Raw genomic sequence first — 26090 nt, forward strand, 5'->3', positions numbered from 1 at the left:
TCAGCACGCAGGTGCCCGCTCAGGGGGCTCCTCGATCAGCAGGGAGCGTCCGCCGGCGAGCAGCGCGCGGCTCAGCGCTGGCGCAGCTCCTCGGCCACCAGGAAGGCCAGCTCGAGCGACTGCATGTGGTTGAGGCGCGGGTCGCAGACCGACTCGTAGCGGGTGGCGAGGGTCGCCTCGTCGATGTGCTCCGAGCCGCCGAGGCACTCGGTGACGTCGTCGCCGGTGAGCTCGACGTGGATGCCGCCCGGGTGCGTCCCTGCGGCGCGGTGCGCCTCGAAGAAGCCCTTGACCTCGTCGACCACGTCGTCGAAGCGACGGGTCTTGTAGCCGGTGGGCGTCGTCAGGCCGTTGCCGTGCATCGGGTCGGTCACCCAGAGCGGCAGCGCATCGCTCGCCTTGACCGCCTCGAGCAGCGGCGGGAGGGCGTCGCGGATCTTCCCGGCGCCCATCCGCGTGATGAAGGTGAGGCGCCCGGGCTCGCGGTCCGGGTCGAGCTTGTCGATCAGCTCGAGCATCGTCTCGGGGGTCGTCGACGGGCCGAGCTTGACGCCGATCGGATTGCGGACGCGCGAGAGGAAGTCGACGTGCGCGCCGTCGAGTTCGCGGGTGCGCTCGCCGATCCAGATGAAGTGGCTGGAGGTGTTGTACGGCGTGCCGGTGCGCGAGTCGATCCGCGTCATCGGGCGCTCGTAGTCCATCAGCAGGCCCTCGTGGCCGGTGTAGAACTCGGTGCGCTTCATTCCCTCGAAGTCGGCGCCGCAGGCCACCATGAACTTCACCGCGCGGTCGATCTCGCGGGCGAGCTGCTCGTAGCGCTGGTTCTGCGGGTTCTCGGTGAAGCCCTTGTTCCAGTAGTGCACGAGGCGGAGGTCGGCGAAGCCGCCCTGGGTGAAGGCGCGGATGAGGTTCAGCGTCGAGGCGGCCGTGTGGTAGCCCTGGACGATCCGGCGCGGGTCGGCGGTGCGCGACTCCGGAGTGAAGTCGTAGCCGTTGACGATGTCGCCGCGGTAGGCGGGCAGCGTCACGTCGCCGCGGGTCTCGAGGTCGCTCGAGCGGGGCTTCGCGAACTGGCCGGCCATGCGGCCCATCTTGATGACGGGCATGCTCGCGCCGTAGGTCAGGACGACGGCCATCTGCAGCACGGTCTTCACCCGGTTGCGGATCTGGTCGGCGGTCGCGCCGGCGAAGGTCTCGGCGCAGTCGCCGCCCTGGAGCAGGAAGGCCTCGCCGCGGGCCGCGGCACCGAGGCGCTCGCGCAGCTGGTCGACCTCGCCCGCGAAGACGAGCGGGGGCAGCGCCGCGACCTCGGCGGACGCGGCGGCGACCGCGGCGGCGTCGGGCCAGTTCGGCTGCTGCTTGATCTCGAGCTCGCGCCAATAGTCCAGGCCGGCGACCACGGAGGGGGCGGCGAGGACGTACGGTTCGTTCGGATCGATGACCACGAGGGTTCCTGGTTCTGACGGGCGCGCGGCGCGCGCAGTGATCGCCGCCCGGTCGGACGGCGACGGTTGACGAGCTTATCGGCTCGGCGGGGCCTTCTCCGGAGGTGCGCCCAGCCGGGAAGCCCGGTGGAGCAGGCTCAGCGCAGCAGGGCCGCGCGCTTCTCCTTGACCGAGGTCGCGTAGACGTCGAGATACTCCTGGCCGCTGAGCGCCAGCAGCTCGTACATGATCTCGTCGGTGATCGAGCGGAGGATGAAGCGGTCGCCCTCCATTCCCTCGAAGCGGCTGAAGTCGAGCGGCTCGCCGAAGACGATGCCGATGCGGCCGAGCTTCGGCAGCCGGCTGCCGATCGGCATGATGCGGGCGGTGTCGATCATCGCCACCGGGATGACGGGCACCCGCGCCTCGAGGACCATCCGCGCGACGCCGGTGCGGCCGCGGTACATCCGCCCGTCGGGGCTGCGGGTGCCCTCGGGATAGATGCCGAGGGCCTCGCCGCCGGCCAGGACGCGGAGCCCGGTGTTGAGCGAGGCCTCCGAGGCCTTGCCGCCCGAGCGGTCGATCGGGAGCATGCCGGTGGCCGTGAAGAAGAGCTTCGTCGCCCAGCCCTTGAGGCCCTTGCCGGTGAAGTAGTCGCTCTTGGCGAGGAAGACCATGTTGCGTTCGATCACCAGCGGGAGGAACACCGAGTCGATGAAGGAGAGGTGGTTGCTCGCGAGGATGACGCCACCGGTCGCCGGGACGCGGTCGGCGCCGACCACCCAGGGCCGGAAGATCGTCTTGAGCAGGGGCCCCGCGACGATGTGCTTCATGAACCAGTAGAACAAGGGGCGCTCCTCAGCGGTCCGCGACCGGGGTCACAGCGAGCTCGCGTGCAGGCGAGCGAGGTCGGCGGCGCCGACGACCCCCGCGTCGTTGACGAGCTCCGCGATGCGGAACTCGGGCTCGGGGTGGTACCCCCGGGCGGGCAGGTTGTCGAGGTAGGCCTGGCGGATCGGATCGAGCAGCAGGTCGCCGGCCTGCGCCACTCCCCCGCCGATCACGAACATCTGCGGGTCGAGCACCGCGCTGAGACTCGCCGCGGCCTCGCCGAGCCAGTGGCCGAGCTGTCGCAGGGCCGCGAGGGCGCCGAGGTCGCCGGCGCTGATCAGCTCGGCGATGACGCCGCCGTCGAGCTCGCCGCCGTTCTTCGCGCGCGCATCGGCGATGCCCTGGCCGATCCCGCCGGCGTCGGCCAGCTCGGCGGCGAAGCGCTGCAGCGCCCGGCCGGAGCCGTACTGCTCGATGCAGCCGCGGGCTCCGCAGCCGCAGGGCAGCCCGCCGGGGACGACCCGCATGTGGCCGATCTCCGCCGCCGCGCCGAAGCCGCCGCGCAGGAGCCGGTCGTTGATGACGATCGCGCCGCCGACGCCGGTGCCGATGGTGAGCATCAGCATGTCGCTGACGAGGCGTCCGGCGCCGTAGCGGAACTCGGCCCAGCCGGCCGCGTTGGCGTCGTTCTCGATGATGATCGGGAGGTCGATGCGCGCCGAGAGCTTCTCGCGGAAGGGCTCGTTGCGCCAGTTGATGTTGGGGGCGTAGTAGACGATCGACTGCGAGGCGTCGATGAAGCCGGCCGCGGCGACTCCCACGGCCGAGACGTCGCCGGCGGGGAGGCCCTCGCGCAGGCGCGCCACCATCTCGACGACGACGTCGACGATGAGCTCCGGGTGCCCGGCGGGCGTCGGCTGGCGGTCCTCGCGGACGATGCCGCCGAACTCGTCGACGAGCGCTCCCGCGATCTTCGTGCCGCCGATGTCGATACCGATCGCGTGCACGCGAACCGCCTTCCCCTCGCCTCCGGCGCCGCTGCGCCGCGGGTCCGCCCTGGAGCGGCGGCCACAACGAGTGTAGTGACCCGCCGAGAACCGACGTGCGGATCGTTATCCTGAGTGGATGCACAGTCGCGGAGCGCCGGTAGGCTGGACCCGACAATCATTCAGGTACCGAAGGAGTTGCCGTGGAGCAGTTCGATTCCCCCCTCGTGGTCGCGCCGGATCCGCAGGCCAACACGACGGCGCTGCTGCTCGACCGGGTGCGGGAGACCCCTGACCGAGCGCTCTTCGCCCTTCCCGAGGGCGGCGGCTGGCGCGACGTCACCGCCCGCGAGTTCCTCGACCAGGTGACCGCGCTCGCGAAGGGCCTCGTCGCGGCCGGCATCGAGCCCGGCGACAAGGTCGGACTGATCTGCAAGACCCGCTACGAGTGGACGCTGATCGACTTCGCCGTGTGGTTCGCCGGCGGCGTCCTCGTGCCGGTCTACGAGACCTCCTCCCCCGCGCAGGTGCAGTGGAACCTGTCCGACTCCGGTGCGCACGCCGTCATCGTCGAGACGGCCGAGCACTTCGCCCGCTTCGACGAGATCCGCGCGGACCTCCCCGACGTCCGGCTCGCCTGGCAGATCGGTCTGGGCGACCTCGACAAGCTCGCCGCCCGCGGGGTCGACGTGCCCGACGCCGAGATCGAGCGCCGCCGCTCGCTCGCCACCGGCGCGGACGTCGCGACGATCATCTACACCTCCGGCTCGACCGGCCGGCCCAAGGGCTGCATCATCCGGCACTCCAACTTCGTCGAGCTCAGCCGCAACTCCGCGGTCGCGCTGACCGAGCTGATCCACCAGCCGGGCGCGTCGACGCTGCTCTTCATCACGACGGCGCACGTCTTCGCGCGCTTCATCGCCATCCTCTGCGTGCACGGCGGGGTGAAGGTCGGGCACCAGGCCGACACGAAGCAGCTGCTCCCCTCGCTCGGCTCGTTCAAGCCGACGTTCCTCCTGGCCGTGCCGCGGGTGTTCGAGAAGGTCTACAACTCGGCCGAGCAGAAGGCCGAGGCGGGTGGGAAGGGGAAGATCTTCCGCCGCGCGGCCGATGTCGCCGTCGCGCACTCGATCGCGGTCGAGGCGGGCTCGGTGCCGCTCGCGCTGAAGCTGCAGTTCCTGCTGTTCGATCGGCTCGTCTACTCGAAGCTGCGCACCGCGATGGGCGGCAACGTCCGCTACGCGGTGTCGGGCTCCGCTCCGCTCGGCGACCGGCTCGGTCACTTCTTCCACAGCCTCGGCATCAAGATCCTCGAGGGCTACGGACTCACCGAGACGACGGCGCCCGCGACGGTCAACCGGACAGAGCGCTTCAAGATCGGCTCCGTCGGCCCGGCGATGCCCGGCTGCTCGATCCGGATCGCCGCCGACGGCGAGATCCAGGTGCGCGGCATCGACGTCTTCGGCGGGTACTGGAACGACGAGAAGGCGACGGCCGAGGCCTTCGACGGGGAGTGGTTCAAGACCGGCGACCTCGGCTCGCTCGACGAGGAGGGCTACCTCCGGGTCACCGGGCGGACGAAGGAGATCATCGTCACCGCCGGCGGCAAGAACGTCGCGCCGGCCGCGCTCGAGGACCCGATCCGCGCCAACCCGCTCGTCGGCCAGGTCGTCGTCGTCGGCGACCAGCGCCCGTTCATCGCGGCACTGGTGACCCTCGACCCCGAGATGCTGCCGACCTGGCTCGCGAACAACGGGCAGGACGCGACGCTCACGCTCGAGCAGGCGGCCGTGAACCCGGCGGTCCTCGCCGAGGTGCAGCGCGCCGTCGACGCCGCGAACGTCCGCGTCTCCCGCGCCGAGTCCATCCGCAAGTTCGTCATCCTGCCCACCGAGTTCACCGAGGCGAGCGGCCACCTCACCCCGAAGATGAGCATCAAGCGGAACGTCATCCTCGACGACTTCGCGGCGACGATCAGCAGCGTCTACAGCGCCGCCCCCGCCACGGAGGGCATCAGCCTCCGCTGACGACTCCGCCCACGCCGGCTCCGCGGGCTACTCGATCAGCATGATGCGCCAGCCAGCCAGAGGGCGATGGCCGAAGGCCGAGCCGTATCCGGGAAAGCGCGTCCCAGCGCTTTCCCGTCGGCGGACGCACGACGCTCTGCGGAACGCGGCCACCTCTGAGAGCCGACCGCGCCGAGCCGTGCAGGGACCGGCTCGGAATCAGCGCAGCCGTATCCGGCGAAGCGCGTTCCAGCGCTTCGACGTCGGCGGACGCACGACGCTCTGCGGAACGCGGCAACCCCAGGAGGCCGACCGCGCCGAGCCGGGCAGGGACCGGCTCGGCAATGGACTCAGAACCAGGAGCTCTCGCGGACTTCCTTCATGGCGGCCCGCCGGTCGTCCTTGGAGAGGCGGTCGAGGTAGAGGCGGCCGTCGAGGTGGTCGCATTCGTGCTGGAGGGCCTGGGCCATCAGGCCGTCGCCCTCGAGGACGACCTCGTTGCCGTCGAGGTCGGTGCCGCGGACCTTGGCGTGCGGGTAGCGGATCGCGGGGTACCAGAGGTTCGGCACGGAGAGGCAGCCCTCGTCGACAGGCTCGGGCTCGCCGCTGAGCTCGACGATCTCGGGGTTGAGGATGTAGCCGACGACCCCGTCGACGTTGTAGCTGAACGCGCGGAGGTTGACGCCGATCTGCGGTGCGGCGACGCCGGCGCGGCCGGGGGTGCGCACGCTGTCGACGAGGTCCTCGACCAGTCCGCGGATCCCGTCGTCGACGGTCTCGATCGGGGCGGACACCGTCTTCAGGACGGGATCGCCGAAGATGCGGATCTGGCGTTCGGTCATGCGGTGCGCTCCCTCAGTGCCTCCTCGGCGGAGAGGAGGGCGTTCTCGACGACTTCGCTCGCCGCGGGGTGCGGCCAGTACTGGCTGCGGGCGAGTCCGCGGATCCCGACCCCCGCACTGGCGGCCTGGACGAGCGGCTGAATGAGGATACTCGCCTGCGGGCCCATCAGGTGCGCGCCGAGCAGCTCGCCGTCGAGTCCGACGACGAGGGTGCAGACGCTGGAGTCGTCCTCCATGGCCCAGCCGTAGGCGGTGGAGCCGAACTCCTGGGTGACGGCGACGACGTCGATGCCGCGCTCCCCCGCCTCCCGCTCGGTGAGGCCGAAGTGCGCGATCTGCGGGTGCGCGAAGATCGCGCCGGGCACGGGCGCGAGGGTGTTCGAGAGCATCTCCTGCGGGTGCAGCAGGTTGTGCGCGACGAGCCGCGCCTCGTGGTTGGCGACGTGCTTGAGCTGCCACTCGGAGGAGACGTCGCCGAGCGCGAAGAGCCCTGGGACGACGCGGCCGCCGGAGAGGACGCGCTGCTCGTCGTCGACGACGACGCGGCCGTCGGGGTGCAGGTCGATGCCGACGGAGGCCGCGGCGATGGTGTCGCTGTTCGGGTCGCGCCCGGTGGCGACGAGGATCGTGTCGGTCTCGACGCGGGAGCCGTCGTCGAACGTGGTGACGAGCCCGCCTGGAGTGGCCTCGACGCTCTCGGCGGAGACGCCGGTGCGGACGTCCCAGCGCTCGCGCGCCAGCGCCGTGAAGCCGCGGGCGATGCCCTCGTCGAGCGAGCGGAGCAGCCGGTCGCCGCGGACCGCGACGGTGACCGCGGTGCCGAAGGCCGAGAAGATGTGCGCGAACTCGACCGCCACCGCGCCGCCGCCGAGGACGAGCATCCGCGCGGGGAGCTCGTCGATCCGCATGATCGAGTCGGAGTCGTGGATCCGCGGGTCGGGCTCGTAGGCCGCGAGGAGGGGGCGCGGACGCGAGCCCGCGGCGACCACGACCTGCGGGGCGCTGATCCGCAGACCGCTCGCGCTCACCAGCACGTGCGGCCGGACGCCGTCGCCGAGCGACTCGAAGCCGAAGCTCTCGCGCAGCACGGTGACGTTCTCGGAGCGGTTCGCCCGGTAGTCCAGCCCGCCGGCGCTGATCGCGTCGGTCCGTCCGAAGACGCGGTCGCGCACCTCGGCCCACTCGGGCCGGGCCACCCGGCCGTGAACGCCGACCCGGTCGCCCTGGTCGACGTCGGTCACGATGTCGGCGACGTGCACGAACATCTTCGTGGGGATGCAGCCGGCGTTGAGGCAGGTGCCGCCGAACCACTCCCCGTCGTCGAGGATCGCGACGCGGGAGCCGGCCCACTCGGGGCCGACGATCGAGTTGCCGGACCCGGCGCCGAGCACGATCAGGTCGAAGGCGAGGTCGTCGGCGATGCCGTCCACGACCGCCTCAGGCACGACGGACCGGGATGCCCTCGACGACGAGCGCGGCCAGCACGCGCGCCGCCTCCTGGGTCGCGGGGCGCAGCTGCTCCCACTTCACGACCGAGCCGGCGGCGAGCACCGGGTCGTACGGGATGCGGACGATGTCGCGCACCCGCGAGCGGAAGTGCGACTCGATCTCCTCGAGCTTCACCAGGCTGGTGCCCTGCGTCGCGGTGTTCAGCGCGACCACGGCGTTCCGGACGAGATCGCCGTAGCCGTTCGCGTCGAGCCAGGTGAGGGTCTCGGAGGCGAGGCGCGCCTCGTCGACGCTGCCGCCGGAGACGATCACCACGCTGTCCGCGCGCTGCAGCGTGGCGCGCATCACCGAGTGCACGATGCCGGTGCCGCAGTCGGTGAGCATGATCGAGTAGAAGCGCTCGACGAGGTCGGCGACGACGTTGTAGTCGTCCTCGTCGAAGGCCTCGGAGAGCTGCGGGTCGGTGTCGGAGGCGAGCACGTCGAGCCGGGTCTCGTCGCGCGAGACCATCGTGGAGAACTCGGTGAAGCCGGTGACTCCGGCGGCGCGGTTGACGACGTCGCGGACGGTGGAGCGGGTCTGCTTGGGGACGCGCTCGGCGAGAGTGCCGCGGTCGGGGTTGGCGTCGACCGCGATGATGCGGTCCTCGCGCGAGTCGGCGAGGGCCATGCCCAGGAGGGTGGTCACGGTCGTCTTGCCGACGCCGCCCTTGCGGGTCATCACCGGGACGAAGCGGGTGCCGCCCTCGAACTGGCGGCCGATCCGCTCGTCCATCGCCTTCCAGGCCTGGACCTTCGCGGAGTCGCCGAGGTTGACGGTGTGGAAGGTGAGGCTGTAGACGAAGCGGTTCCAGCCGCCGGTCGGCGCCGGCCGGGTCTTGCGGTTGACCTCGAGCAGGCGGTCCGGCGTGAGCATCGAGGCGGACTCGGGCGCCGACGACGTGCCGGCGGTGCCGGACTCGGCGCGGAGGCGGTCGCGGCGGGTGACCCCGGGACTCGACTCGGCGGCGGTGGCGACGGCGTCGGGCTCGCGCTCGGGCTCGGCGGCGGGCTCGGCCGGGCGCTGCTCGCCGCGGCCACGCGGTCGCTCGCCGGAGTCCTCGGGCAGCACGGACACCTCGTCGCGCGCGGCGATGCCGGCCGAGACGGGACGGACGGCGCCGGGGGCGTCGGGGATCCCGAGACGGCCGACGTCGACCGTGGGGTCCTCGACGGGCGCCGGGGCGCTCGAGCGGCGCCGCGCGGGCGCCGGAGACTCGAGCCGGATGCCGTCCGGGATGCGGGTGGGAGCGGTGTCGCTCGCGCGCGGGGCGTACTGCTCGGAGTCCCGCGCCGCGTCGAGCGCCGTCCGAGGAGTCGGGCCGGTATCGAGATCGGGCTGGTCGTCGTTGCGCTCATCCATGCGAACGAGCCTCCTTCCGCTTGCCGTCAGTGTATCGGCGGGCCCGGCGGCGCGCCCCGGGCTGCGATCCCGGCCGCGAGCCTGCTAGGCGGCGGTCGGACCCGTGTGCAGGGAACGGTTAGGTTCTCCCACCCGAGGGAAAGTAAAGTACTCAGCCATGCATGTACTCAGCGTGAGCTCCCTCAAGGGCGGCGTCGGCAAGACCACCGTGACGCTCGGCCTTGCATCCGCGGCGTTCTCGAAGGGCCTGCGAACGCTGGTCGTCGACCTCGATCCGCAGTCCGACGTCTCGACCGGGATGGACATCAACGTCGCCGGTCACCTCAACATCGCGGACGTCCTCACGTCGCCCAAGGAGAAGATCGTCCGCTCGGCGATCGCGCCCTCCGGCTGGACGAAGGAGCGCCAGGGCACGATCGACGTCCTGATCGGCAGCCCCTCCGCGATCAACTTCGACGGCCCGCACCCCAGCATCCGCGACATCTGGAAGCTCGAGGAGGCGCTCGCGAGCGTCGAGGCCGACTACGACCTCGTGCTGATCGACTGCGCGCCCTCGCTCAACGCGCTCACCCGCACCGCCTGGGCCGCGAGCGACCGCGTCGCCGTCGTCACCGAGCCCGGCCTGTTCTCCGTGGCGGCCGCCGACCGCGCGCTGCGGGCGATCGAGGAGATCCGCCGCGGCCTGAGCCCGCGGCTGCAGCCGCTCGGCATCATCGTGAACCGCGCCCGCGTGCAGTCGCTCGAGCACCAGTTCCGGATCAAGGAGCTGCGCGACATGTTCGGCCCGCTGGTCCTCAGCCCGCAGCTGCCCGAGCGCACGTCGCTCCAGCAGGCGCAGGGTGCCGCGAAGCCGGTGCACGTCTGGCCCGGCGAGAGCGCGCAGGAGATGGCGCACAACTTCGACCTGCTGCTCGACCGCGTCATCCGCACGGGGCGCATCGGCGAGCAGGCGGTGCCGGCGGCGACGAGCTAGCCGGCGAGGTCCGCGGACGGCGTCGCAGCTCCGGCTGCGGCGCCGTCGCTGTCTGCCGGGGCGGGTCCCGCCGGCATGGCGGCGTCGGACGGCGGGTCTGCAGGCGCGGCGTGGCGGGGACGGTGGGTCTCGATAGGCCCCTTCGGGGCTACTCGACCAGCAGGTGGTGCGGCCGCCGCGCGGCAGGGAGCGATCGACCGCGAGGAGGGGCGGGTCAGCCGACCTTGCGGGAGGCGCGGCGGCGGGCGAGCTCGTCGGCGGGGTCGACCGACTGGTGGTCGAGCTCGACGAGGCTGGTCTCGACCTCGCGGAGGACCTTGCCGACGGCGATGCCGAAGACGCCCTGGCCGCGGCTGAGGAGGTCGATGACCTCGTCGTTCGAGGTGCAGAGGTAGACGCTGGCGCCGTCGCTCATCAGCGTGGTCTGCGCGAGGTCGTCGACGCCGGACTCGCGGAGCTGGTTGACGGCGGTGCGGATCTGCTGCAGCGAGATGCCGGTGTCGAGGAGGCGCTTGACCAGCTTGAGCACGAGGATGTCGCGGAAGCCGTAGAGGCGCTGGGTGCCGGAGCCGGACGCGCCGCGCACCGTCGGCTCGACGAGCTCGGTGCGCGCCCAGTAGTCGAGCTGACGGTAGGTGATGCCGGCGGCCCGGGCGGCGACGGCGCCGCGGTAGCCCGCGTCGGCGTCGAGATCGGGCAGACCGTCGGTGAAGAGGACGAGGTCGCGCTGGCCGCTGACGTCGCGGCTGACTTCTCTCATCCCTGTGCCTTCCGGATACGAACGCCGGTCGCTCCGAACGCGCTCCCTAAGCTACCCACCCCGGGATGCCGAGTAAACGACATCCGCTCTTCCGGGAGGGCGTGTCGCCGGGCTCGGCCCCGCATCACGAGCGCGCGAGCCGTGAGAGCGCGCTGCGCACCATCGCCTCGCGGATGGTGCCGAGGTGCGCGGCGAGGCCGATCGCGTTCTCGGCGGCGCCGGCCGACCCGGAGGCCTCGCCGCGGCGGGCGCTCGAGGCGACGACGCTCTCGATGAGGGACATCTCGCGCTCGACGGCGATGCGCAGCGGGCGGAGGTGGCGCGGCTCGATGCCCGAGCGGCCGAGGTCGACGAGCGCCTTGAGCGTCGTGACCGCCTCCTCGCCGAAGACGTCGCCGCCGCGGACGAGACCGGCGGCGATCGCCTCGCGGACGAGCGCCGGGCTCGCGCCCGACTCGCTCGCGAGGCCGTCCCGGGTCAGCCGAGTGGCCGGGGCCAGCAGGGAGGGAGCGGCACCGCCCGCACCGGCGGGGAGGGACGGCTCACGGCCGGCGTCGACGTCGTCGAGGTAGCCGCGGATCACCTTGAGCGGCAGGTAGTGGTCGCGCTGCAGCGCGAGGATCATCCGCAGGCGCTCGACGTCTCCGGAGGAGAACTTGCGGTAGCCCGACTCGGTGCGGGCGGGTGACACGAGACCCTGCTCCTCGAGGAACCGGAGCTTCGACGGGGTGACGTCGGGGAACTCGGTGGTGAGGTGCGAGAGGACCTGGCCGATGCTCAGCAGAGCGGCCGAGCCGGACGGGAGTGCGCGGGCGGTCGAACGGCCCACGGCTACGCGTCCGGAGCGGCGACGAGGTCGGCGCGGGACGCGTAGAAGGTGAGGCGGAACTTGCCGACCTGCACCTCGGAGCCGTCGGTGAGGATCGCGGACTCGATCCGGACACCGTCGAAGTAGGTGCCGTTCAGCGAGCCCAGGTCGCGGACCTCGAACGAGGTGCCGCGGCGGACGAACTCGGCGTGACGGCGCGAGACCGTGACGTCGTCGAGGAAGATGCCCGCATCGGGGTGACGACCGACCGTCGTCGAGTCGGTGTCGAGCAGGAACCGGGCCCCGGTGTTGGGCCCGCGCCGCACGACGAGCAGCGCCGAGCCGGAGGGCAGGGCGCCGACGGCCTCGGCCTCCTCGCGGGACGCCCGGTTGTCGAGCGCCGCCAGCTGGGCGCCGATGTCGTCGGTGAACGTGAGGGTCGTCTCCGTCGACGGCTCGACGGGAACGGACGGATCTGCGGATGACGCTCCGCGCACGGACTCGACCAAGACGTACCTCCTCGCTATCCCCTCAGCGTATCGGAATCGGAGGGCCCGCCGGTCGCCGGGAACGCTCCGTCGACCCCCCAGACGAGGTCCCGGGTCTGCACGGCGTAGACGATCCCGGCCCACCAGTAGAGGAACGCCCCCCAGAGCGCGAAAGCCCAGGCGATCGGGAGCGACGCCGGCGCGAGCGCGGGGAACGCCTGGCCGAGCATGATCAGCGGCAGCGCGTAGAACAGGCAGAACGTGGCGAACTTGCCCAGGTGGTGCACCGGCAGCGGTCCGTAGCCGTGGTTCGCGAGGATCACGGCCAGCACCAGGAGCATCAGATCGCGCGCCACCAGCACCGCCACGAGCCACCAGGGCACCAGCTCGCGGACGGCCAGGCCGATCACCGTCGCGAAGATGTAGAGGCGGTCGGCGGCCGGATCGAGGACGGCGCCCAGGCGCGTGATCTGGTCGAAGCGGCGCGCGATCCAGCCGTCGAGGTAGTCGGTGAGGCTGGAGAGCACGAGGGTCAGCAGGGCGAGCGCGTCCTCCCCCTCGACGATCAGCAGCAGGAAGACCGGCACCAGGGCGAGCCGCACCATGCTGAGGATGTTCGGAACCGTCCAGATGCGGTCCTCCGCCGCGCGCGTCATGCCGGGAGCCCTCCTCAGCGCTTGTCGCGCCAGACCCGCTCGAACGGGAGCCGCCACGCGTGCGGGGCGATCAGCTGGTGGATCGCGTTCGGACCCCACGAGCCGGGCGCGTAGAGGCGCACGGGCGGCGGGTCCTGCAGCAGCGGCGCCGAGACCTCCCAGAGGCGCTCGATGCCCTCGGCCGTGGTGAACAGCGTGTGGTCGCCGCGCATCGCGTCGAGGATCAGCCGCTCGTAGGCCTCGAGGGCGTCGCCCGCGCGGTCGGTCTCCTGCAGCGCGAACTGCATGCTCAGCTTGTCGAGCCGCATGCCCGGCCCCGGGCGCTTGCCGTAGAAGGACAGAGACACCTTGGAGGCGTCGGCCAGATCGAAGGTGAGGTGGTCGGGGCCGTGGGCGCCGACTCCGGACCCCTGCGGGAACATGCTCTTCGGGGGCTCGCGGAAGGCGATGGAGATGATGCGCTGCCCCTCCGCCATCCGCTTGCCGGTGCGCAGGTAGAACGGGACGCCGGCCCAGCGCCAGTTGTCGATCTCGCACTTGAGGGCGACGAAGGTGTCGGTCTCCGAGTCGGGGGCGACGCCCGGCTCCTCGCGGTAGCCGATGTACTGCCCGCGGACGACGTTCTCGGGGTTGAGCAGTCGCATCGAGCGGAAGACCTTGTTCTTCTCCTCGCTGATCGCCTTCGGCTCGAGGGCGGTCGGCGGCTCCATCGCCATGAAGGCGAGGACCTGGAAGAGGTGGGTGACGACCATGTCCTTGTAGGCGCCGGTCGACTCGTAGAACTCGGCGCGGCGGTCGAGGGTGAGCTTCTCGGGGATGTCGATCTGGACGTGGTCGATGAAGTTGCGGTTCCAGATCGGCTCGAAGAGGCCGTTGGCGAAGCGGAAGGCGAGGATGTTCTGCGCGGGCTCCTTGCCGAGGAAGTGGTCGATCCGGAAGATCTGCTCCTCGTCGAAGGTCTCGTGCAGCTCGGCGTTGAGGACGACGGCGCTCTCGAGGTCGACGCCGAAGGGCTTCTCCATGATGATCCGCGAGCGCTCGACCAGGCCGGCCTCGGCGAGCATGCGGACGACCGAGAGGGCGGCGCGCGGCGGGACGCTGAGGTAGTGCAGGCGGCTGACGTCCGGGCCGAGCACCTTCTCGGCGTCGGTGACCGCCTTCGCCAGCGCCGCCGGGCCGGCGGACTGCGGCACGTAGCGGAGCTTGGAGGCGAACTCGTCCCACTGCGCGGGGGTCAGCGAGCGGCTGCCGAACTCGTCGTAGGCGAGCTTGGCGAAGGCGCGGAAGGACTCGTCGTCGTGCTCCTCGAGCGAGGTGCCGACGATCTGGAGGTCGGGCGCGAGCGAGGACAGCGCCAGGTGAGCCATGCCCGGGATGAGCTTGCGCCGGGACAGGTCGCCCACGGCACCGAAGAGGACGACGACGTGGGGGGCGGCCTGCTCGGTCTGGACGGCGGGGGTGGGAGGTGCAGCGGTCACGGTCACCCCTCGATCATTCCATTCCGCCGCGTGACAGTGGCGTCATCCGCCGGACACGCGCCGCCGCTAAGGTCGTGCCGTGCCTCCGATCTCCGACGCGCCAGCCGCGACCGCAGCACCCGCCTCCTCCGCCCCCACCGCCGACGGGACCGTCGCGCCGCCGATGGACGACCGCATCCGCGGCGACGTCCACCTGCTCGGCGAGCTCCTCGGCCAGGTGCTGCGGGAATCGGGCGACGACAGCCTCTACACCGACGTCGAGCAGCTCCGCGCCCTCACGATCGGCGCCTACGACAGCGGGCACCCGGACGAGCTGGCCGCGGCGGAGGAGTTCGTCGCGTCGCTGACCGCCGAGCGCGCGGAAGAGGTGGCCCGGGCCTTCACCTGCTACTTCCACCTCGTGAACGTGGCGGAGGAGTTCCACCGCGTGCGGGTGCTCCGCCGCCGCGACGCCGACGCCGGCACCCAGCTGCCCGAGGACTCGATCATCGCGTCGATGGCGACCCTGACCGCCGAGCTCGGCGAGGAGGAGGCGTTCGAGCGCCTCTCCCGCCTCGAGTTCCGCCCGGTCCTCACCGCGCACCCGACGGAGGCGCGCCGCCGGGCGATCTCCTCCACCATCCGCCGCATCAGCGCCCTGCTGGAACAGCGGGACGACCCGCGCACGGGCGGCGTCGTGCTGGTCGAGAACCGCCGGCGACTGCTCGCCGAGGTCGACACGCTCTGGCGCACGGCTCCGCTGCGCGAGTCGAAGCCCAGCCCGCTCGACGAGGTGCGCACCGCGATGAGCGTGTTCGACGAGTCGCTGTTCTCGGTGCTGCCGCGGGTCTACCGCCGGCTCGACGACGCGCTGCTCGGCGACGCCTCCGGGACCCGCACGCCGATCGCCCCCGCCTTCGTGCGCCTGGGCACCTGGATCGGCGGCGACCGCGACGGCAACCCGTTCGTCACCGCCGCGACCACCCTCGAGGCCGTGGACATCGCCGCCGAGCACGTGCTGATCGGCCTCGAGCGCGTCGCGCGCCGCGTCGGCCGCTCCCTCACTCTCGACGCTGGGACCACTCCCCCGTCCTCCGCCGTCGAGGCGCTCTGGGCGGAGGGCGTCGAGAAGGCGCCCGAGCTCGCGGCGGTCATCGCCGAGCGCTCGCCGAGCGAGACCCACCGCCGCGTCCTGCTGTTCATGGCCGACCGGCTCGCGGCGACCCGCTCCGGCGGCGCCCTGGCCTACGGCTCCGCGGCCGAGCTGCTGGCCGATCTGCGGACCCTGCAGGACTCGCTGGTCGAGGCGGGCGACGTCCGCTCGGCCTACGGCGACCTGCAGGACCTGCTCTGGCAGGTGGAGACCTTCGGCTTCCACCTCGCCGAGATCGAGGTGCGGCAGCACTCGAAGGTCCACCGCGAGACCCTCGCCGCGGTCCGCGCGGGCGGGGAGCTCGACGAGCGCAGCGTGGAGGTCCTCTCGGTCTACCGCGCGATCGCGACGATCCAGGAGCGCTTCGGCACCGACGCGGCCCGCCGCTACGTCGTCTCGTTCACGCAGTCGGCCGAGGACCTCAAGACGGTCTTCGACCTGGCCGAGGCGGCGACCGACGGGAAGCCGCCGATCATCGACGCGGTCCCGCTGTTCGAGACGTTCGCCGACCTGGACGCCTCGACGGACATCCTCGCCGAGATGATCCGGCTGCCCCAGGTGCGGGCGCGCCTCGCGGAGACCGGGAACCGGCTCGAGGTCATGCTCGGCTACTCCGACTCCTCGAAGGACGTCGGGCCGGTCTCGGCCACGCTCGCGCTCTACGACGCGCAGGCGCGCATCGCGAAGTGGGCCGAGGACGAGGGCATCGTGCTCACGCTCTTCCACGGCCGCGGCGGCGCGCTCGGCCGCGGTGGCGGACCGGCGAACCGCGCGGTGCTCGCGCAGCCGCCCGGCTCGGTCGACGGCCGCTTCAAGCTGACGGAGCAGGGCGAGGTCATCTTCGCCCGCTACGGCAACCCGGACATCGCGACCCGGCACATCGAGCAGGTCGCGGGGGCGACGCTGCTCGCCTCCTCCCCCTCGATCGGCGACCGCAACGCCGGCGCCGCCGACCGCTTCCGCGACGTCGCCGCGACGATGGACCGCGAGTCGCGCCGCCGCTTCTTCGAGCTGGTGAAAGCCGACGGCTTCGCGCCCTGGTTCGCCCGGGTCACCCCGCAGGAGGAGGTCGGCCTGCTCGCGCTCGGCTCGCGACCGGCCCGCCGCGGTCTCTCGGTCGAGTCGCTCGAGGACCTCCGGGCGATCCCGTGGGTGTTCGCCTGGACGCAGGCCCGCGTCAACCTGACCGGCTGGTTCGGGCTCGGCAGCGCGCTCGAGGCGGTCGGCGACCTGGACGAGCTGCGCGAGGCGTACGCGACCTGGCCGCTGTTCACCACGATGATCGACAACGTCGAGATGTCGCTGGCGAAGACGGACGAGGGCATCGCCCGCCGCTACCTGGCGCTCGACTCCCGCGACGACCTCGCCGGTCTCGTGCTGGACGAGATGGAGCTCACCCGCCGCTGGGTGCTCTCGATCACGGGCGAGGAGAGCCTGCTCACCGGGCACCGCGTGCTCGGGCGGGCCGTGCGCCTGCGCACGCCCTACGTCAACGCGCTGTCGCTGCTGCAGCTTCGCGCGCTCCGGGCGCTGCGCACCGACCCGGGCGGCTCGGGGACCGAGCAGAACCAGCGGCTGCTGCTGCTGGCCGTCAACGGCGTGGCCGCGGGCCTGCAGAACACGGGCTGATCGGGCCCTCGCTCGAACGACGGAACCCCCGGCGGCCTGAGCGGCTGCCGGGGGTTCCGTCGTCGTGCGGGTCGTGCACGGGAGGCGGTGCGGATCAGATCTGCGCGCCGTGGTCGAACTGCTGGGGGGCGCCGGACTCCTGCGCGGCCTTCGCCTCGTCGTACTGCTTGCGGACGGCGACCATGTCGAGGCCGCGGACCTGCTCGAGCAGGGCGTCGAGAGCCGGAGCGGGGAGGGCGCCGGGCTGCGCCATCAGCGGGATGCCGTCGCGGTAGACGACGAGCGTCGGGATGGACGAGATGCCGTAGCTGCCGGCGAGCTGCTGCTGGTCCTCCGTGTCGACCTTCGCGAAGGTCACATCGGGGTTCTTCTCGCTGGTCGCCTCGAAGACGGGGGCGAACTGGCGGCACGGGCCGCACCACTCCGCCCAGAAGTCGATGAGGACGATGCCGTCGGAGACGGTCTGGTCGTGGGTGTCGAGAGTCATCGCTGTCGTGGCCATGAGGGATGCAACCGGCCCGATCCGCGCGCTATTCCCGGGCGGCGGGCGGGGCGGCGTCGAGCAGGTCGAGCAGGGTGCGCGGGCCGAGTGCCGCGGCGCCGAGCTCCTCGATGCGCGCGATCAGGCCGCGGTCGGCGGTGACGACGCGGGCGGAGGCGCCGAGCGCCGCGACGCGCTCGACGATCGCGTCGTCGCCCGATCCGGCGGCGTGCTCGACGCTCAGGCGCGCACGGGGAGCCGCCTGGACGGCCTCGGCGGTGCGCGCCCCTCGGGCATCGCCCTCGAGCACGACGGCGATCCGCGGCCAGACGGTGTCGGCGTCGACGGCGAACACCGATCCGGGGACGCCGAGGGTCGCGAGCCGCTGGAGTCCCGCGACCAGGCGCTCCGCGGCGCCGGCGCGGTCCCGCCACCAGCCGTCCGGGCGCGAGCCGACGACGTTGGCCGCGTCGACGACGAGGACGCACGGCTCGGTGTCGACGGTGCGCAGCTCCTGCCAGGAGCCGGCGAAGCCGGGGTGCAGCGGGAGCGCGTCGACCTCGGCCGGCGGGACCCAGCGCAGCTCCTGGCTCTCGGCGTCGGCGATCCTCGGCGCGAAGTGCTCGAGCGCCTGCGCGACGACGGTGGTGTAGCTCCACGGGCCGATCGTGACGACGCGGGAGAGGACGGGCACGACGATCCCGTCGGGCACTCCCGCCTCCTCGACGGATTCGCGCAGCGCGCCCTCGAAGGCGGTCTCCTCGGGGTGGCGGGCACCGCCCGGCAGACCCCAGGTGTCGCCGAAGTGGCTCCAGGTGGCGCGGTGCTGGAGCAGGACGCGGCCGTCGGGGTCGCGCAGCAGCAGGCCGGCGGCGCCGAAGCGGCCCCAGAAGCGGCGCCCGTCGCCGATCTCGACCCAGCCGTCGCCGAGCGCGGCGTCGAAGGGGTGGCGCGGAAGCGCTCCGCCGTCGGCCGGGCCGTCGCTCGTCATGCGCTCCAGCCTTCCACATCGCACCGGGCGCTCCGGACGGGGCGCCGCGTCGCGCGGATCCCGCCACCTGGCAGAATCGACGGATGCGCCGCTCGAGGATCCTCCTGCCCGCGACGCTGGCGTACCTCGGAGTGGTCGCGCTGATCACCCTGACTCCCGCTCCCTACCCGGCCGGTCAGCCGTCGGCGATCGTCCGCGCGATCATCGCGTTCCTCGCCTCGACGCCGGCGACCGCCTGGTTCACCTTCGACGTGGCCGAGTTCACGGCGAACGTGCTGATGTTCGCTCCGCTCGGCGCGCTGGTCGCGGCGCAGCTGCCGCGGCGGCGCCGGCTCCTCGCCGCGCCGATCGGCCTCGGCGTCTCGGTCCTGATCGAGACGATCCAGCTGCTCGCACTGCCCTCGCGCGTCGCGGACGTGCGCGACCTGTTCTCCAACGGCACCGGTGCGCTCCTCGGGGCGCTGCTGGTCGTCGTCCTCGCCCGTCTCCCGCTCCGCCCCCGGAAGGACCGCACCGCCCATGCCCGCTGAGACCCTCGTCGTCCTCACCCGCCCCTCGCTCGACGCTCCGGCGCACGACGGCCCTCCGGACGGCACGATCGACGTCACCGATCTCGGCTTCACCCGCGGTGACGGGATCTTCGAGACGATCAACCTGGTCGAGGGGCGGCTGCAGGCCCTCGACGCGCACCTGGACCGCTTCGAGCACTCGGCGCGGATGCTGGATCTGCCGCACCCGGACCGGACCGCGTGGCGCACGGCGATCGACGAGGCCGTCGACGCCCACCCGCGGGTGCCGGAGGCGATGGTGAAGACGATCCTGAGCCGCGGCGTCGAGGGCGACGGGCGGCCGACGGGCGTCGTCTTCGTGCAGACGAGTCCCGACTTCGGCCCGGCCCGGCGCGACGGCGTGCGGGTCGTGCTGCTCGATCGCGGGCTGCGCTCCGACGTCCAGCGCACCTCGCCCTGGCTCCTCGTCGGCGCGAAGACGCTCTCCTACGCCGTCAATCGCGCCGCCTCCCGCGAGGCCGTGCGGCGCGGAGCGGACGACGCGCTGTTCGTCTCGAGCGACGGGTTCCTGCTCGAGGGGCCGACCGCGAACCTGGTGCTGCTGACCGCGGGCGAACTGGTCACTCCGCCGCCCAGCCTGGGACTGCTGCCGGGGACGACGCAGGCGGACCTCTTCGCGCTGGCCGGCGGGCTCGGGCTCGGCACCGCGGAGCGCCCGCTGCGGGCCGAGGACCTCGCGGCGGCGGAGGCGGCGTGGCTGGTCTCGAGCGCGAGGAACGCCGCGCCGATCCGCGCGGTGGACGGGCAGGAGCGCCGCGTCGACCACGAGCTCACTGCCCGGATCAACGCGGCGCTCCTCGCGCGCTAGCGGCGGCCGCTCGGAGCCGACCGCTCAGACCCGGCCGCTCAGACCTGGTCCTCGATGTCGGCCGTGCCGTGGTGCATGAGGCCGCCGCGGGTGTAGTCGAGCGCCGGGTCGGGGCTGCCCTGGACGCGCTGGTCGGCCGCCTCGTCGTTGATCACGGCGGAGACGATGCCGCGCCAGTCGGTGCCCTCGGCGACCGCCTCGTCGGAGCCGACGCGGCGGGTGACGAAGACCGCCTCGCCCTCCTCGCCGCTGTGCGAGATGATCGCGAGGACACCGACCGCGCGGCCCTCGGGGTGGCGGACCTGCCACTCCTCGTGGCCGGACGGCACCAGCGAGAACTCGAGCCCGGCGTGCGGGAACGGGCTCTCGCGCAGCTCGGACGGCGAGCCGCTGTGCTCGGGGGCGCCGCGGGTGGGGACGCCCTCGCCGGTGTCCTCGCCGTAGCTGTGGTACGTGCTCATGGTGAACCTCCTCGGTCGGCGGCCGGTCGGGCCGTCGGTCCTTCGTCGATGGGACTGCGCCCATCATGGCTTCGTAGACTGGACGGATGCAGATCCCGGTGACCGGCTCCGTCCGCGTGGACGCGTGGCTGTGGGCCGTCCGCGTGTACAAGACGCGCTCCGCCGCGACGACGGCCGCCCGGGCGGGTCACGTCCGGGTGAACGGCGAGCGGGCGAAGGCGGCGCAGACCGTGAGGGTCGGCGACGAGGTCCGGGCCCGGATCGGCGGCTTCGACCGGGAGCTGGTGGTCCGCGGCCTGATCGTGAAGCGGGTCGGCGCACCCGTCGCGGCCGAGTGCTTCGAGGACCGCACTCCCCCGCCGCCGCCGCGCGAGGCGGCCCCCGCGATCATCGAGCGCGACCGCGGCGCCGGCCGCCCGACCAAGCGCGATCGGCGCGAGATCGAGCGGCTCCGCGGGTTCTGACGGCGTGCTCCGCGCGACTCAGGGAGCCAGCGCGCGCGCCCGCTCGAGGAGGTCCTCCGCGACCTCGTCGAGGAAGCGCTGCTGGAGTGCGTCGCCGACCTGGACGAAGGCGATGTCCGTGAAGCCGGCCTCGATGAAGGGGACGACGCTCTGCGCGAGCTCGTCGAGGTCGGGACCGCAGGCGATCGACTCGGCGACGTCCTCGGGGCGGACGAACTGGCTGGCCCCCGCGAAGCCGGCCGGGGTCGGCAGGTCGGCGTTGACGGACCAGCCGCCGGCGAACCAGCGGAACTGCTCGTGCGCCAGGGCGACGCCCTGCTCCTTGTCGGGCGCCCAGCAGATCGGGATCTGCCCGATCGAGCGCGACGGGGCGGCGTCGGCGCCGCGGACGGCGGTCCACTGCGAGATCAGCTCGGCCTCGGGCTCGGTGGTGATCAGGTGGTCGCCGAGCGGGGCGAAGCGCTCGATCGACTTCTCGCCCGAGACGGCGAGTCCGATCGGCACAGCCTTGTCCGGGAGGTCCCAGATCCGGGCGGAGTCGACGCGGAAGTAGTCGCCCTCCCACGTGACCAGCTCGCCGGTGTGCAGGGCGCGGATGATGTGCACCGCCTCCTCGAGCATGTCCTGGCGGGCGGCGACCGCGGGCCAGCCCTCGCCGACGACGTGCTCGTTGAGGTTCTCGCCCGAGCCGAGTCCGAGGAGGAAGCGGTCGTCGGAGAGGATCGCGAGCGTCGCGGCCTTCTGCGCGATCACGGCGGGGTGGTAGCGGATGGTCGGCGCGGTCACGTAGGTGGCCAGCTCGATGGTCGAGGTCGCCTGCGCGACGGCGCCGAGCATCGTCCAGGCGTAGGAGGCGTGCCCCTGCTCGGTCAGCCAGGGCGAGTAGTGGTCGCTCGAGACCGCGAACTCGAAGCCGTGGCGCTCCGCGTCGACCGCGTAGCCCACCAGCTGCTTCGGTCCGCTCTGCTCGGTCATCAGGGTGTAGCCGAATCGCACCATCGTCCGCCTCGTTCCGTTCGTCGTCGTCGCCGTGCCGGAGGGCAGGCGTCCATCGTTCGGCTCCATCGTCGGGCGGGGACGGGTGGCGCCGACAGCCCCTTGCCCGCCGGGCGGAGCCGGGCTAGCGGCGCCGCGCGTCAGACGAAGCGGACGCGGTTCTGGACGCGGGTGCGGACGTTCGCTGGGCGACACCGCGAGACGGGCCGGGACGATCGAGTACCTTCGCGCACTGCCCTCCCCGCCTCGCTCTCCGTCACCCACGTCAGCACCCACCGGCCAGACGACACTGTTCATCGATGAGAGCAAGAGCCGTCACTACGTCCTGGCGGCGGCAGAGGTCTCCCGAGAGGACTTCGCGGCGCACCGGGCCGAACTGCGATCGCTCGTCCTCCCTGGGCAGCGCCGCCTGCACTTCGCCAAGGAGAGCGACCCTCGACGCCGCGCCGTCCTGACCGCTCTCACCCGGCTCTGAGTGCGCGTCCGCGTCATCGAATCGATCATGAAGAGGGAAGCACTGGCTCGCGAGGACTGCCTGGTGACACTGATCGACGGGCTTCGAGCCCGAACCGCCATCGGCCTGGTCCTCGAGCGGGACGCCTCGATCGAACGCTCCGATCACCGGATCCTCTATCGGGAGCTGAGCACGCGGGGTCTGCGCGATCACGTCGAATACCGCCATGAGGATCCGCACCGAGAGCCACTGCTGTGGATACCGGACGCGGTCGCGTGGTGCTGGACGCGCGGCGGGGACTGGCGGCGACGCATCGCTGCGCTGCTCGACGACGGCCCGCATCGAACGCGAGACTCGGCCCACCCACCGTCCGGAAGGCTGCCGAGTCCACTTCACACCGCTACTGCAGCGTGCGATTCGAGAATACGCGACAGCGACCGAACCGCGAAGCCGCTGGCGCGCCGCGCGTCAGACGAAGCGGACGCGGTTCTGGACGCGGGTGCGGACCTCGAAGGACTCGCCGTAGCCGCCGAGGCGGGGGTCGTCGGTGCCGGAGCGCAGCAGCTGCGGGAGGAGCGAGCGCCGGATCAGCACGTCGCCCGCGTGGCGGCCGCGCTCGACCTGCTCGTAGGGCTGCTCGAGCGCGTCGTCGGGGACGACGATCACGCTCGCGGAGAAGCGGACGCCGAGCTCGCGGCCGAGGCGGCGGGCGGCCTTCGAGAGCGAGGCGAGGGGCTTCTCGTCCTCGGCCAGACCCGCTCCCTCGACCTCGCCCTTGCGCAGGCGGACGGGCTCGCCCCAGTCGGCCGAGGTGAGGGCCAGGAGGCCGGACGGGCCGAGGACGAGGTGGTCGATCTTGACGCCGCCGTCGCCGACCGCGACGTCGTTCCAGATCGTGAAGGCGATGCCGAGGGCGCCGACCAGCGACGCGGTGGCCTCCTCGGCCTGCGCCTTCGCCAGCCAGGAGCGGACCTCGCGCGGGGCCGAGCGCACGAGCGCAGGGTCGAACGGGTCGTCGATCTCGACGCCGCGGCCGACCCACTCGCGGACGAGGCGGAGGTAGTACTCGCGGGCGGCGCCGCCCGGGTGGCCGTAGGAGCGGGCGCGCACCGAGGACGCGGTCTGCTGGCGGGGCGAGCCGGTGTAGGGCGCGTGCGAGGAGGCGCCCGGGGCGGGGGCCCCGCGGTCGTAGTCGCCGCGGGCGCCGGCGCTGCCGATGCGCTCCCAGGCGACCTGCACGGCGTGGAACGAGGCCGCGTCTCCCCCGGTGTCGGGGTGCGTCTCGCGGAGCAGGCGGCGGTAGGCGCGCTTGAGCTCGTCCTCCGAGGCGCTCGCGGGGACGCCCAGCACCTCGTAGGGGGTGCGGGCGGCGTGGCTGTCTGGCATGGGCTTCCGGAGGGTCGGGGGCGGCGGGTGAACGCCCGGTCTCCGAGCATATCGACGCCGCCCGGGCGCCCGGTGGGAGCGCGCAGTGCGCGCGCTCCACAGCGCCCGGGGCCCGGCTGCGGGTCAGCGCTCGGCGAGCAGCTCGCGGACGCGCGGGATCACCTGCGTGCCGTAGAGCTCGATGTTGCGCATGATCGCGGCGTGCGGCAGGGTTCCGGCGCTGTACTTGAGATCGAAGCGGTCGATGCCCAGGGCGCCGACCGTGCTCGCGATCTTCCGGGCGACCGTCTCGGGAGAGCCGAGGTGGAGCGCGCCGTCGGGGCCGGCCTCCTCGGCGAAGCGCTCGCGGGTGAGCGGGGCCCAGCCGCGCTCGCGGCCGATCGAGTCGAGCATGCCCTTGTAGTGGCCGAAGTACAGCTCGTGCGCCTCCTCGTCGGTGTCGGCGATGAAGCCGGGCGAGTGCACGGCGACGGGCAGGCGCGGCTGCTCGAGCTGGTCGAGGGCGCGGCCGAAGAGGTCGACGTAGGGGCGGAACCGGGCGGGAGCGCCGCCGATGATCGCGAGGACCAGCGGGAAGCCGAAGCGCGCGGCACGGACGACCGACTCGGGGCTGCCGCCGACGCCGATCCAGGTGCGCAGGCGGCGCTCGCCCTCCATCGTCGGGTAGACGCTCTGCTCGGTCAGCGCCGGGCGGACCGTGCCCTTCCAGGTGACGGGGCCGCCCTGGACGAGCTCGTGGAAGAGCTCGAGCTTCTCCTCGAAGAGGACCTCGTACTGGGAGAGGTCGAGACCGAAGAGCGGGAACGACTCGGTGAAGGAGCCGCGGCCGAGGATGACCTCGGCGCGGCCGTTCGAGAGGCCGTCGAGGGTGGCGAAGCGCTGGTAGACGCGCACGGGGTCGTCGGAGGAGAGCACGGTGACGGCGGAGCCGAGGTGGATGCGCTCGGTCTTGGCGGCGATCGCGGCGAGCACGACGTCGGGCGCGCTGACGGCGAAGTCGGCGCGGTGGTGCTCGCCCACGCCGAAGAAGTCGAGACCGACCGCGTCGGCGAGGACGCCCTCCTCGACCACGTCGCGCAGGACCTGGCCGTGCGAGTGGAGCGTGCCGTCGGCCGCGGCCGTGACGTCACCGAAGGTGTCGACACCGAACTTGATTTCATGCGTACTCATGGACTTTGCAACCTCCGAGGGTCGGGGACTATTCCGGCCGCGACGGCCGGCTCGCGGTAGGCCAGCCCGAGCGACGCGACGGTGTCGTGCGCGTTCAGGCCGCTGGGATTCGGGAGGACCCAGAGCGGCGCCCCGGCGATCGGCTCCTCCTGGCGGCCCTGGCGGGCGCTCTTCCGGGCGAAGGCGGCGCGGTAGGCGGTGATGCCGACCATTGCGACGGCGGCGGGGCGGACCCGCTCGACCGTGCGGACCAGGCGCTCGGCGCCGGCGCGGAGCTCCTCGGGCGTGAGCTCGTCGGCGCGCGCGGTGGCCCGGGGCGCGAGGTTGGTGATGCCGACGCCGCGGTCGGCGAGGGCGCGGCGGTCCTCCGCGGTCATCCCCTCGGAGACGCGGAGCACGCGGTCGAGGATGCCGGCGGCGGCGAGGGCCGGGTAGAAGCGGTTGCCGGGGTGCGCGAAGTGCGCGCCGGTCGCGGCCGTCCAGAGCCCGGGGTTGATGCCGACGAAGAGGAGGCGGACGTCGCCGTCGAGCAGGTCCTCGACGGTGCGGTCGCGGTACGAGGCGAGCTCGGCGCGGGAGAACGGCATGCGGCCATCCTGCCGTGCCTGCCGCCTGCCCTGCGCGAGGGGCCGACGGTGGCAGCATGGGGGCATGACGAACGCATCGCAGGACCACCCGATTCAGCACGGCAGCGACGACGCACCCCTGGACGAGAAGCTCCGCGGCATCCTGCTGCAGGTCGCCGGCGACGCCGAGCTCCGACCCGAGGAGGACGTCGAGGCCCTGCTGCGCCAGCGCCTGCGCGACACGCGCATCGAGATCGCGGAGGAGCACATCGCGGGGCTGGCGAAGCGGATCCCTGGGCTGACCCAGCGCGGCGGCGGCGACCTGAGCCCCGGCGCGCACTGAGTTCCGGCGTGCTGTGAGCGCGCCGCGTCACTCCGGGAGCGCCGGTCCCTTCCTGTGGTGGTCGAAGACGAGGCTCGTCCTCGTCGAGGCGACCGCCGGGTGCGCCGAGAGGTTCGACACCACGAAGTCGCGGATGTCGTTCGAGTCGCGCACGGCGACGTGCAGGAGGAAGTCCTCCGAACCGCCCAGGAAGAACAGCTGGACGACCTCGGGCAGCGCGCGGATCTCCTCGGCGAACCGCGTGATCGCCTGGCGCTGACCGGCGCGGATGTTGACGCTGATCAGCGCCTGCAGGGTCAGCCCCAGGGCCGCGGGGTCGAGCTCGGCGGTGAAGCCGGTGATGATGCCCCGATCCACGAGCGAGCGCACCCGCGAGACGCAGGTCGAGGGAGCGATGCCCGCCCTCTCGGCGAGGCGGCTGTTCGGCGTGCGCGCATCGGCGCGCAGCTGTCGGACGAGGGTGCGGTCGATCGGATCGAGATCGCCCAGGTCGTGCAGATCATGCGGTCTCACGGCGGCGCCGCCCTTCTCGATCGCG

The 26090-nt window shown here is 72.6% G+C and carries 27 protein-coding genes; 7 read left to right on the plus strand and 20 right to left on the minus strand.

The features are described 5' to 3' along the window. Positions 1–71 precede the first annotated feature (71 nt). From HRK28_RS18425 to HRK28_RS18435, 3 genes are all read right to left on the minus strand, one after another. Positions 72–1400 (minus strand): class II 3-deoxy-7-phosphoheptulonate synthase, encoded by a 1329-nt coding sequence (locus HRK28_RS18425; protein ID WP_160091366.1) that lies wholly within the window; start codon positions 1398–1400, stop codon positions 72–74. 182 nt (positions 1401–1582) lie between these two features. Further along, positions 1583–2272 carry a 1-acyl-sn-glycerol-3-phosphate acyltransferase gene (locus tag HRK28_RS18430; protein WP_160090014.1) on the minus strand — a complete coding sequence of 230 codons (690 nt, stop codon included), beginning with the start codon at positions 2270–2272 and terminating at the stop codon, positions 1583–1585. Between the two features lie 30 nt (positions 2273–2302). Next, entirely contained in the window at positions 2303–3262 is a 960-nt protein-coding gene (locus HRK28_RS18435) for an ROK family glucokinase (RefSeq protein WP_160090025.1), read from the minus strand. A 182-nt stretch (positions 3263–3444) separates the two neighbouring features. On the opposite strand from HRK28_RS18435, the gene HRK28_RS18440 reads away from it, so the two are divergent. After that, positions 3445–5268, plus strand: coding sequence for an AMP-dependent synthetase/ligase (locus HRK28_RS18440; protein WP_173252618.1), 1824 nt, complete (start codon positions 3445–3447; stop codon positions 5266–5268). A 329-nt stretch (positions 5269–5597) separates the two neighbouring features. Here the strand turns inward: HRK28_RS18440 and def are convergent, their stop codons facing one another. The 3 genes from def to HRK28_RS18455 are packed head-to-tail and all read right to left on the minus strand — an operon-like array spanning position 5598 to position 8939. Next, the gene (def, locus tag HRK28_RS18445; RefSeq protein ID WP_123446123.1) at positions 5598–6089 is read right to left on the minus strand and encodes a peptide deformylase; all 492 of its coding nucleotides are present in this window, start codon (positions 6087–6089) and stop codon (positions 5598–5600) included. After that, the gene (locus HRK28_RS18450) at positions 6086–7534 is read right to left on the minus strand and encodes a mycothione reductase (protein WP_367948475.1); all 1449 of its coding nucleotides are present in this window, start codon (positions 7532–7534) and stop codon (positions 6086–6088) included. The genes def and HRK28_RS18450 overlap by 4 nt, the downstream gene beginning before the upstream one ends. After that, entirely contained in the window at positions 7527–8939 is a 1413-nt protein-coding gene (locus HRK28_RS18455) for a MinD/ParA family protein (protein ID WP_160090029.1), read from the minus strand. Before HRK28_RS18455 ends, HRK28_RS18450 begins: the two co-directional genes overlap by 8 nt. A 157-nt stretch (positions 8940–9096) precedes the next feature. Between HRK28_RS18455 and HRK28_RS18460 the strand changes: the two genes are divergently transcribed. Further along, the gene (locus HRK28_RS18460; protein WP_123446122.1) at positions 9097–9912 is read left to right on the plus strand and encodes a ParA family protein; all 816 of its coding nucleotides are present in this window, start codon (positions 9097–9099) and stop codon (positions 9910–9912) included. A gap of 214 nt (positions 9913–10126) precedes the next feature. Here the strand turns inward: HRK28_RS18460 and HRK28_RS18465 are convergent, their stop codons facing one another. From HRK28_RS18465 to zwf, 5 genes are all read right to left on the minus strand, one after another. Then, entirely contained in the window at positions 10127–10672 is a 546-nt protein-coding gene (locus tag HRK28_RS18465; RefSeq protein ID WP_160090031.1) for a MerR family transcriptional regulator, read from the minus strand. A 124-nt stretch (positions 10673–10796) separates the two neighbouring features. Next, positions 10797–11501, minus strand: a complete 705-nt coding sequence (locus tag HRK28_RS18470) for a MerR family transcriptional regulator (protein WP_160090033.1) — start codon at positions 11499–11501, stop codon at positions 10797–10799. Positions 11502–11503: 2 nt separating this feature from the next. Next, positions 11504–11977 (minus strand): FHA domain-containing protein, encoded by a 474-nt coding sequence (locus tag HRK28_RS18475; RefSeq protein ID WP_160091368.1) that lies wholly within the window; start codon positions 11975–11977, stop codon positions 11504–11506. A gap of 26 nt (positions 11978–12003) precedes the next feature. Further along, entirely contained in the window at positions 12004–12624 is a 621-nt protein-coding gene (locus HRK28_RS18480; RefSeq protein ID WP_173252619.1) for a CDP-alcohol phosphatidyltransferase family protein, read from the minus strand. A gap of 14 nt (positions 12625–12638) precedes the next feature. Then, positions 12639–14102 carry a glucose-6-phosphate dehydrogenase gene (zwf, locus tag HRK28_RS18485; RefSeq protein ID WP_160090037.1) on the minus strand — a complete coding sequence of 488 codons (1464 nt, stop codon included), beginning with the start codon at positions 14100–14102 and terminating at the stop codon, positions 12639–12641. 163 nt (positions 14103–14265) lie between these two features. On the opposite strand from zwf, the gene HRK28_RS18490 reads away from it, so the two are divergent. Continuing rightward, a complete protein-coding gene (locus HRK28_RS18490; RefSeq protein ID WP_173252704.1) occupies positions 14266–16863 on the plus strand; it encodes a phosphoenolpyruvate carboxylase in 2598 nt (865 codons plus the stop codon). Between the two features lie 94 nt (positions 16864–16957). Here the strand turns inward: HRK28_RS18490 and trxA are convergent, their stop codons facing one another. Next, a complete protein-coding gene (gene trxA, locus HRK28_RS18495) occupies positions 16958–17365 on the minus strand; it encodes a thioredoxin (protein WP_160090039.1) in 408 nt (135 codons plus the stop codon). 28 nt (positions 17366–17393) lie between these two features. Continuing rightward, the gene (locus tag HRK28_RS18500) at positions 17394–18335 is read right to left on the minus strand and encodes an NUDIX hydrolase (protein WP_160090041.1); all 942 of its coding nucleotides are present in this window, start codon (positions 18333–18335) and stop codon (positions 17394–17396) included. Between the two features lie 83 nt (positions 18336–18418). Between HRK28_RS18500 and HRK28_RS18505 the strand changes: the two genes are divergently transcribed. Beyond that, complete coding sequence (locus HRK28_RS18505) at positions 18419–18865, plus strand: VanZ family protein (protein WP_173252621.1); 447 nt, start codon at positions 18419–18421, stop codon at positions 18863–18865. Next, positions 18855–19712 (plus strand): aminotransferase class IV, encoded by an 858-nt coding sequence (locus tag HRK28_RS18510; protein ID WP_173252622.1) that lies wholly within the window; start codon positions 18855–18857, stop codon positions 19710–19712. The genes HRK28_RS18505 and HRK28_RS18510 overlap by 11 nt, the downstream gene beginning before the upstream one ends. A 38-nt stretch (positions 19713–19750) precedes the next feature. Here HRK28_RS18510 and HRK28_RS18515 read toward each other — a convergent pair whose 3' ends face one another. Continuing rightward, entirely contained in the window at positions 19751–20173 is a 423-nt protein-coding gene (locus HRK28_RS18515) for a hypothetical protein (protein WP_160090047.1), read from the minus strand. Between the two features lie 86 nt (positions 20174–20259). On the opposite strand from HRK28_RS18515, the gene HRK28_RS18520 reads away from it, so the two are divergent. Further along, the gene (locus HRK28_RS18520; RefSeq protein WP_160090049.1) at positions 20260–20637 is read left to right on the plus strand and encodes an RNA-binding S4 domain-containing protein; all 378 of its coding nucleotides are present in this window, start codon (positions 20260–20262) and stop codon (positions 20635–20637) included. Positions 20638–20655: 18 nt separating this feature from the next. On the opposite strand, the gene HRK28_RS18525 is transcribed toward HRK28_RS18520, so the two are convergent. From HRK28_RS18525 to HRK28_RS20325, 5 genes are all read right to left on the minus strand, one after another. After that, positions 20656–21636: a TIGR03557 family F420-dependent LLM class oxidoreductase gene (locus HRK28_RS18525; RefSeq protein ID WP_173252623.1), complete on the minus strand. Its 981-nt coding sequence runs from the start codon at positions 21634–21636 to the stop codon at positions 20656–20658. Positions 21637–21898: 262 nt separating this feature from the next. After that, positions 21899–22315 carry a hypothetical protein gene (locus HRK28_RS18530; RefSeq protein WP_173252624.1) on the minus strand — a complete coding sequence of 139 codons (417 nt, stop codon included), beginning with the start codon at positions 22313–22315 and terminating at the stop codon, positions 21899–21901. A 240-nt stretch (positions 22316–22555) separates the two neighbouring features. Beyond that, complete coding sequence (locus HRK28_RS18535) at positions 22556–23473, minus strand: J domain-containing protein (protein WP_173252625.1); 918 nt, start codon at positions 23471–23473, stop codon at positions 22556–22558. Positions 23474–23596: 123 nt separating this feature from the next. Continuing rightward, complete coding sequence (locus tag HRK28_RS20320; RefSeq protein WP_173252626.1) at positions 23597–24643, minus strand: LLM class flavin-dependent oxidoreductase; 1047 nt, start codon at positions 24641–24643, stop codon at positions 23597–23599. Next, positions 24640–25230: a mismatch-specific DNA-glycosylase gene (locus HRK28_RS20325; protein WP_173252627.1), complete on the minus strand. Its 591-nt coding sequence runs from the start codon at positions 25228–25230 to the stop codon at positions 24640–24642. Before HRK28_RS20325 ends, HRK28_RS20320 begins: the two co-directional genes overlap by 4 nt. A 64-nt stretch (positions 25231–25294) precedes the next feature. On the opposite strand from HRK28_RS20325, the gene HRK28_RS18550 reads away from it, so the two are divergent. Beyond that, entirely contained in the window at positions 25295–25552 is a 258-nt protein-coding gene (locus HRK28_RS18550; protein WP_160090059.1) for a hypothetical protein, read from the plus strand. Between the two features lie 27 nt (positions 25553–25579). Here the strand turns inward: HRK28_RS18550 and HRK28_RS18555 are convergent, their stop codons facing one another. After that, positions 25580–26065 (minus strand): Lrp/AsnC family transcriptional regulator, encoded by a 486-nt coding sequence (locus tag HRK28_RS18555; protein ID WP_160090061.1) that lies wholly within the window; start codon positions 26063–26065, stop codon positions 25580–25582. Positions 26066–26090: the final 25 nt, after the last annotated feature.

The sequence above is a fragment of the Rathayibacter sp. VKM Ac-2835 genome, from assembly GCF_013266705.1.
In the GTDB taxonomy this organism is placed as follows: Bacteria; Actinomycetota; Actinomycetes; order Actinomycetales; family Microbacteriaceae; genus Rathayibacter.